Source organism: Desulforamulus putei DSM 12395 (assembly GCF_900129195.1).
Lineage (GTDB): Bacteria > Bacillota > Desulfotomaculia > Desulfotomaculales > Desulfotomaculaceae > Desulfotomaculum > Desulfotomaculum putei.
Window position 1 is genome coordinate 84,527 of record NZ_FQUY01000011.1, and the last position, 7,018, is coordinate 91,544.

Genomic DNA, 7,018 nt, shown 5'->3' on the forward strand with positions numbered 1-7,018 from the left:
TTTAACCCTCCCCCCGGGCGATGGCCAGGGCATCAGGCAACCTGACGGCCCCGGCATAAAGGGCCTTACCCATGATGGCGCCCTCCACCCCGTCCGGCTCCAGCGCCTTCAAGGCCCGGATATCCGCTAGGGAGGACACCCCGCCGGAGGCAATTACCTTGAGGCCGCTGGCCCTGGCCAGCTCGCCGGTGGCAGCCAAGTTGGGGCCTGTTAGCTTGCCGTCTCGCCGAATATCTGTAAACACAATCCGTTCAATGCCCAGTTCTTTGACCTCCAGCGCCAGTTCCAGGGCGGTTTTCTCCACCGTCTCACCCCAGCCCTGGATGGCCACCCTGCCGTCCCGGGCGTCAATGCCCACCAAAACCCGTTGACCATACTTCCGGCAGGCTTCGGCCACCAGCGCCGGCCGTAAGATGGCCGCACTGCCCAGGATGACCCGGTTGACTCCCAGGGAAAGCAGGTCCTCAATGGTCTCCATGTCCCGGATGCCGCCGCCCACCTGCACCGGCACATCCACGGCCTGTACGATCTGAGCAATGGACTGCCGGTTGCGGGGCTGCCCGGCAAAGGCGCCGTCTAAATCCACCACGTGAATAAACTCCGCCCCCTGCTCCTGCCAGGCCCTAGCGGTGCTGGCGGGATCATGGGAATAAACGGTGGCGCTGTCCATGCGGCCTTCAATCAGGCGGACGCACCGGCCTTCCTTTAAATCTATGGCAGGAAACAGAATCATGTCCTCACCATCTTTCCGAAGTTTTCGAGGATGCGAAGCCCCAGGGTGCTGCTCTTTTCCGGATGGAATTGAATACCAAAGACATTCCGGCGGCCAACCACCGAGGCAAATGGCAACCCGTATTCCGTGTGCGTAATAACCAGTTCCGGGTCGGCAGGCTCTACGTAATAGGAGTGTACAAAATAAAAGGCCGATCCGTCGGGGACTCCCTCCAGCAGCGGGGAAGGCCTGGCGATTGCCACCTGGTTCCAGCCCATATGAGGCACTTTCAACTCTCCCTCTGGAAAACGCTTAACGGCGCCCGGAAAAATCCCCAGTCCCCGGGTGATGCCAAATTCCTCACTGGATTCAAAAAGAAGCTGCTGGCCCAGGCAGATGCCCAAAAAGGGCTTGCCCGCATCCACCGCCCGGTAAATGGCCTCAATCATACCGGTCCTTTGCAAGTTTTCCATGGCATCCCCAAAGGCCCCGACGCCGGGCAGCACCACTGCCGGGGCTGCATCGACGGCTGCCGGATCACGGACGATCTCCGCCTGGCAGCCCACCCGCTGGAAAGCCTTTTGCACACTGCGTAAGTTGCCCATGCCGTAATCAATAATGGCGATCATTTATAGCACCCCCTTGGTGGAAGGTATGCCCGGCACCCGCTCGTCCCTGGCCACCGCCTGGCGCAAAGCCCGCCCCAGGGCCTTGAAGGCCCCCTCGATAATATGGTGGGTATTGCGTCCGCTGAGCAGACGCACATGCAGGGTAATACCGCTGTTGAGGGCCAGGGCCCGCAAGAACTCCTCCACCAGTTCAGTATCAAAGGAACCCACTTTGGCTGCCGGCAGCGGCAGATCAAACTCCAGGTGCCCTCTGCCGCTGACATCCAGGGCTGCCAGCACCAGCGCTTCATCCATAGGGACTAGGGCATGGCCGTAGCGGTTGATCCCCTGTTTGTCCCCCAGGGCCTGCCGGACAGCCCGGCCCAGGGTAATACCAATGTCCTCCACGGTGTGGTGATCATCTATGTGGGTATCTCCGGCGGCCTTTACGGTTAAGTCAAGGGCGCCGTGTTTGGCAAACAGACAAAGCATGTGATTTAAAAAGCCAACGCCGGTCTCAATCCGGTACTCTCCTGAACCGTCCAGAGATATGGCAATCTCGATATCGGTTTCACCGGTCCTGCGTTCCACCCGTGCCTGCCGCTGCGTCATTTGGCATCCCTCCCCACTTCTTGCAATACCTCGGCCAGCGCCTGTAAAAACAGTTTATTTTCCTCCGGCGTCCCCACGGAGACCCGCAGGAAGCCGGGAAGTTCCGGCCCGCCCAGTCTGCGAATTAAAATACCTTTCTCCAAAAGCCCCCGGTGGATTGCTTTGCTTTCGTAGTTGGTGCGGAATAAAATAAAGTTTGCTACCGAGGGATAGGGAGTGACCCCCTCGATATTTTGCAGTCCCTGCCAAAGCTCTTCCCGTTGTTGAAGAATGTCCCGGATTTGTTTATTAAACACGTCGCGATATGCCAAAACCACTCTGGCAGCGGCCTGGGAGAAGGAGTTTAAATTAAAGGGTTGTTTCACTTTCTTGATCTGCCTCAATACATCCGGGTTGGCCAGGATATAGCCCACTCGGAGGCCGGCCAGGGCAAAGGCCTTAGAAAAGGTCCGGATGATAATTAAATTGGGATAGCGGTTTAACAGGGAGACACAGTCAGCCCCGCCAAATTCCAGATAGGCCTGGTCCGCCACCACCAGGCAGTTCACCTGCTGCAGGACGCTTTCGATTTCCTCCAGGGTAGAAGCATTGCCGGTGGGGTTGTTGGGGGTACAAATAAAAATCACCCGCGCATCCGGCTGCCTGGCATAGCAGACCAGTGCCGGCACGTCTACAGAAAAGTCACCGCGGCGGGGCACCGGTATCGGTCTGGCCCCGGCCACCAGGGAGTGAATTTTATACATGGAAAAGGTGGGGTTGGTGATCAGCACCCGGCCGCCGGTGCCGAAGGTCAAGAGAATGTTTAAAATTAATTCGTCTGAACCGTTGCCCACCATCACCTGTTCCGGCGTCACCCCGGCGTATTCCGCGATGGCCCGGCGCAGCTCAACTGCCTCGCTGTCCGGATAACGGCTCAACAGGTCACCGGCAGCCAGCTGCCCGATACTGCGAGATACCTCCTCTGGAAAGGGGTAGGGATTTTCGTTGGCATCCATCTTGATAATCCCCGGATAGGAGTGTGCATCATAGGGGATCAGTTTATCCAGCCCGGCACGCACCATGTTTGTAATATTAAAGGGCTCACGCAACCCGATCACTTCCTTTATAAATCTATCTCTAACACCCGCCGTTACACAAACCTACTTTTAAATCTATCCTTTCAACCGCACCCTGACGGCGTTAGCATGGGCCTGCAGCCCCTCCACTTCCGCCAGCCGGATAATGTCCGCTCCCAGCTTGTTTAAACTCTCCCGGGAGAAGGAAATAACGCTGCATTTTTTTATGAAAGTATCCACACTTAAGGGAGAATAAAAACGCGCGGTGCCGCCGGTGGGCAGTACATGGTTGGGGCCGGCCAGGTAATCCCCCACCGGTTCCGGTGAGTGATGGCCCAGGAAAATGGCGCCGGCATGTCGGATCCGCCCCAACTGTTGAAAGGGCTCCTCCACCAGCAGCTCCAGGTGCTCCGGGGCAAAACGATTGGCCAGTTCCAATGACTCGTTGAGATTTCCGGTAATAATGATGGCGCTGTGGTTGGCCAGAGCCTGCCGGGCAATTTCCTGCCTGGGCAGTTCTCCAACCTGGCGCTCCAATTCCTGACTGACAGCCAGGGCCAGGTCCTGGTCGTGGGTCAGTAAAACAGCCGATGCCAGGGTGTCGTGCTCCGCCTGGGAGAGCATGTCGGCCGCAGCATACACGGGGTTGGCGGAAGCATCCGCCACCACCAGAACTTCACTGGGTCCGGCCAGCATGTCAATGTCCACCTGGCCGTATACCATCCGTTTGGCCAGTGTCACATAAATGTTCCCCGGTCCGGTGATCTTGTCCACCCGGGCAATGGTCCTGGTGCCATAGGCCAGCGCAGCAATGGCCTGGGCGCCGCCCACTTTGTAAATTTCGTCCACCCCGGCTTCCGCCGCGGCCACCAGGGTGCAGGGGTTCACTTTCCCCCCTGCCGCAGGGGGCGTCACCATGACAACTTGTTTTACACCCGCCACTTTAGCTGGCACTGCGTTCATCAGCACCGAAGAGGGGTAGGAAGCTGTGCCTCCGGGAACATAAATGCCCACCCGGTCCAGCGGAACGATTAACTGGCCCAGGACAGTGCCGTCCGGGTCCGGTTGAAACCAGGAGCGGGACAGTTGTTTCCGGTGGAAGCGTTCGATCCTCTCTTTGGCCACTTTCAAGGAAGCCAGGACCTCACTGTCAACCTCCCGGTAGGCCTGGTCAATTTCTTCCCGGGTAACCTTTAACTGTGCCGGGGTTAAATCAGCTCTGTCAAAGCGTTTGGTGAAATCGCAAAGGGCCTCGTCTCCCCTTTGCCGTACCTCCTCCACAATGGCAGCCACACGGCCGGCCAACTCTGCCTGGTTGGCGGTGCGACTTTCCAATAAGGAATTTATCGCTGTCTCTTGAGAAGATTTTAAGATTCTAATGACACCCATTGAGGCTGACCTCCTCCACCACCTGGCGGAGTCTTTCCACCAGGGGGTTAATTCGTTCACTTTTCAGCCGGTGGCTGACCCGGTTGGCAATTAACCGGCTGGTTGAACTGAGCACATCCGCTATGGGCACCAGCTTATTTTCCCGCAGGGTGCGGCCGGTGGAAACCAAATCCACGATCATTTCCGCCAGGCCCACGATGGGAGCCAATTCGATGTTGCCGTGCAGTTTGATAATTTCCATCTGCATGCCCTGCTGGCGGAAAAATTCCTCCGCGATACGGGGAAATTTGGTGGCCACCCTGGTCTGGTTCCAGTATGGAAGTTCCTGTTCCTTCCCCTCCGGAACGGCCACCACAAAACGACAGCCGCCGAATTTTAGGTCCAGTAACTCGTAGACATCTTTATGCTGTTCCACAATGGTGTCTTTGCCCACCAGACCCAGGTCTGCGGCGCCGTATTCCACATAGGTGGGAATATCCGTGGGGCGGCAAATAATAAAGCGGACCGCGTCCTTTTCCGAGTAAAGCAGCAGCTGGCGCCCCGGCTCTTTGATACAATCTATGTCCAAACCCGCTAAACCCAGTAATTTTACGGATTCATGATAAAGGGTCCCTTTGGGTAAAGCAATGGTTAGTAGATCTCTGGCTGCGACCAAGGAAACCACCTCTTTAGTTTATTAAACTACTAATATAACATCATGTTAAAACACCATTATGGTAGTGTCAAGAATTATTTTTATCAAATGTGAAAACGCCGGGAGACCGGCGTTAACTTTTTGCAATAACAAATTCTTCGCTGGTACCGTTATCGTAAAAATATATTACCCGGGAAGCCCCGAGACTTCTGGCCTCGGACTTGGACCTGGCGGGGGAATATTCAAACAAGGCGGTGGCCACCTTGAGCCCCTGGTTTCTTAATTCCCGGGCAGCCCTCAGGGCCCTGGCCATACTTTTACTCTCCCAGGCCACCAGCACATCCGTCACCGGTTCACCGGGCGGCCCCTGCAGCCGTTCCAAGGCCACCAGGACCCGCTCCAGGTTGACGGCAAAGCCGGTGGCCGGCATGGGATAACCAAAGTGGGCCAGCAGTTGATTATACCTGCCACCGCCGCAGATGGGAAAGCCCATGGCCACGGTATAGCCTTCAAAGACCAGGCCGGTATAATAGTCCAGTCCCCGCAACAGCCCTAAATCAAGGGTAATATAGCGCTCCACTCCGTAACAAACCAACCCCTGGTATAACTGCCGCAGATTCCCGATGGCATCCGAGGCCGGTCCCTCCTGAGCCAGTTCCGTTGCCCTGTCCAGAACTTCCGGTCCACCCCGCAATTCAATGAGATCCAGCGCCCGCCTGGCTTCTTCCGGGGTCGCGGCATGGGAGGCGAAAATCTCTTCTACTTTTACGAAATCCTTGTTTCCCAGGGCCTCCTTGAGGTTCTGGGCCACCTCTTTGGGTAAACCCAGCTGCTTCACCAGCCCGTGGAAAATCCCCACATGGCCGATGCTGATTTGAAAATCTCCCAGGCCGGTCTGCATTAAATATTCCGTCACCAGCGCCACCACTTCGGCATCTGCCTCCGGTGATGAGGTTCCCATCAATTCCACACCTGCCTGGCAAAATTCCCTCTGCCTGCCTACCTGGGGCTGCTCGTAGTTAAACACATTGGCCAGGTAAAACAACCGCAGGGGCGGCGTAATCCCCTTCATCCGGGTGGCCACCAGCCGCGCGATGGGCCGGGTCATATCCGGTCGCAGGGCCATCAGGTGCCCCTGCCGGTCGAGAAATTTAAAAAATTTGTCTTCCTGAATTTCTTCCGAAGCAAGGTTCTCTATATATTCAAAGGTGGGGGTAACCACCTCTTTATAACCCCAACCCTCAACCAACCTGCTAAACCTTTCCTTTAACTCCCTCATCCGGTGGGCCTCCGCCGGCAGGACATCCCTTACCCCCGGAGCCAAACGTCCAAATCTGCTGGATGTCATTGCTTCACCTCTTATTAATCTAAATTAATCTAAATTGTTAATCTAATTTGTCTTCCCTCAATGGACTGGGGTCCGGCAACCGGGACAGCACCAGCTTATAGCCGTCGGCGCCGTAGTTCAAACAGCGTTTCACACGGCTGATGGTCGCAGTGCTGGCGCCGGTCTTGCTGGCGATTTCTCCATAGGTACGGTTGGCCTCCAGCATTTTTGCCACTTCCAACCGCTGGGCCAAGGAGCGCAGCTCGGAAACCGTACAGATGTCTTCAAAGAACCGGTAGCACTCGTCAATATCCTTTAAGGTAAGAATAGCCTCGAACAGGCGGTCATTAAGTTTATCCCTTAACTTTCCGTTGTACACCAAGGAAATCCCTCCCGTATTACCTACTATTATGACCTGGAAAAGCCTTCCTCATCTTTTCTAATTCCCCTTTTCGACGTTAAAGGGTTAAATCCTTTATTAATTTATTATTGTAAAGAAAGAAAAGAGCTACAAAATATTTCAACCATCTGAGTAAAAAATGCTGGGAACATGGTTAGGCAAGTTATATAATAACATTGAGGTGGTTAAGTCTGAAACCAGCTCCACGGGGGCACAAACTAAAAAAGAGCATAGCAAACAGACCATCCATGGGATGATCTTTAAAAAGTGAAAAGTGACAA

8 protein-coding genes are annotated in these 7,018 nt (G+C 55.4%); all 8 read right to left on the reverse strand.

Annotated elements, in window-relative coordinates; translation table 11 throughout:
• Position 1: 1 nt before the first annotated feature.
• The 8 genes from hisA to BUB67_RS08935 all read right to left on the reverse strand — a co-directional run bounded on the left by hisA (position 2) and on the right by BUB67_RS08935 (position 6,719).
• Positions 2-733 carry a 1-(5-phosphoribosyl)-5-[(5-phosphoribosylamino)methylideneamino]imidazole-4-carboxamide isomerase gene (gene hisA, locus BUB67_RS08900; protein ID WP_073238937.1) on the reverse strand — a complete coding sequence of 244 codons (732 nt, stop codon included), beginning with the start codon at positions 731-733 and terminating at the stop codon, positions 2-4.
• Positions 730-1,341 carry an imidazole glycerol phosphate synthase subunit HisH gene (gene hisH, locus BUB67_RS08905; RefSeq protein ID WP_073238940.1) on the reverse strand — a complete coding sequence of 204 codons (612 nt, stop codon included), beginning with the start codon at positions 1,339-1,341 and terminating at the stop codon, positions 730-732. The genes hisA and hisH overlap by 4 nt, the downstream gene beginning before the upstream one ends.
• Positions 1,342-1,932, reverse strand: a complete 591-nt coding sequence (hisB, locus tag BUB67_RS08910) for an imidazoleglycerol-phosphate dehydratase HisB (protein ID WP_073238943.1) — start codon at positions 1,930-1,932, stop codon at positions 1,342-1,344. It abuts the gene before it with no gap.
• Positions 1,929-3,020 (reverse strand): histidinol-phosphate transaminase, encoded by a 1,092-nt coding sequence (hisC, locus tag BUB67_RS08915; RefSeq protein WP_073238946.1) that lies wholly within the window; start codon positions 3,018-3,020, stop codon positions 1,929-1,931. Before hisC ends, hisB begins: the two co-directional genes overlap by 4 nt.
• 63 nt (positions 3,021-3,083) lie before the next feature.
• Entirely contained in the window at positions 3,084-4,376 is a 1,293-nt protein-coding gene (gene hisD, locus BUB67_RS08920) for a histidinol dehydrogenase (RefSeq protein ID WP_073238949.1), read from the reverse strand.
• Positions 4,363-5,031, reverse strand: coding sequence for an ATP phosphoribosyltransferase (hisG, locus tag BUB67_RS08925; RefSeq protein WP_073238952.1), 669 nt, complete (start codon positions 5,029-5,031; stop codon positions 4,363-4,365). Before hisG ends, hisD begins: the two co-directional genes overlap by 14 nt.
• A 112-nt stretch (positions 5,032-5,143) precedes the next feature.
• Positions 5,144-6,358: an ATP phosphoribosyltransferase regulatory subunit gene (gene hisZ / locus BUB67_RS08930; protein WP_073238955.1), complete on the reverse strand. Its 1,215-nt coding sequence runs from the start codon at positions 6,356-6,358 to the stop codon at positions 5,144-5,146.
• A gap of 37 nt (positions 6,359-6,395) precedes the next feature.
• Positions 6,396-6,719 carry a YerC/YecD family TrpR-related protein gene (locus BUB67_RS08935; protein ID WP_073238958.1) on the reverse strand — a complete coding sequence of 108 codons (324 nt, stop codon included), beginning with the start codon at positions 6,717-6,719 and terminating at the stop codon, positions 6,396-6,398.
• Positions 6,720-7,018 lie beyond the last annotated feature (299 nt).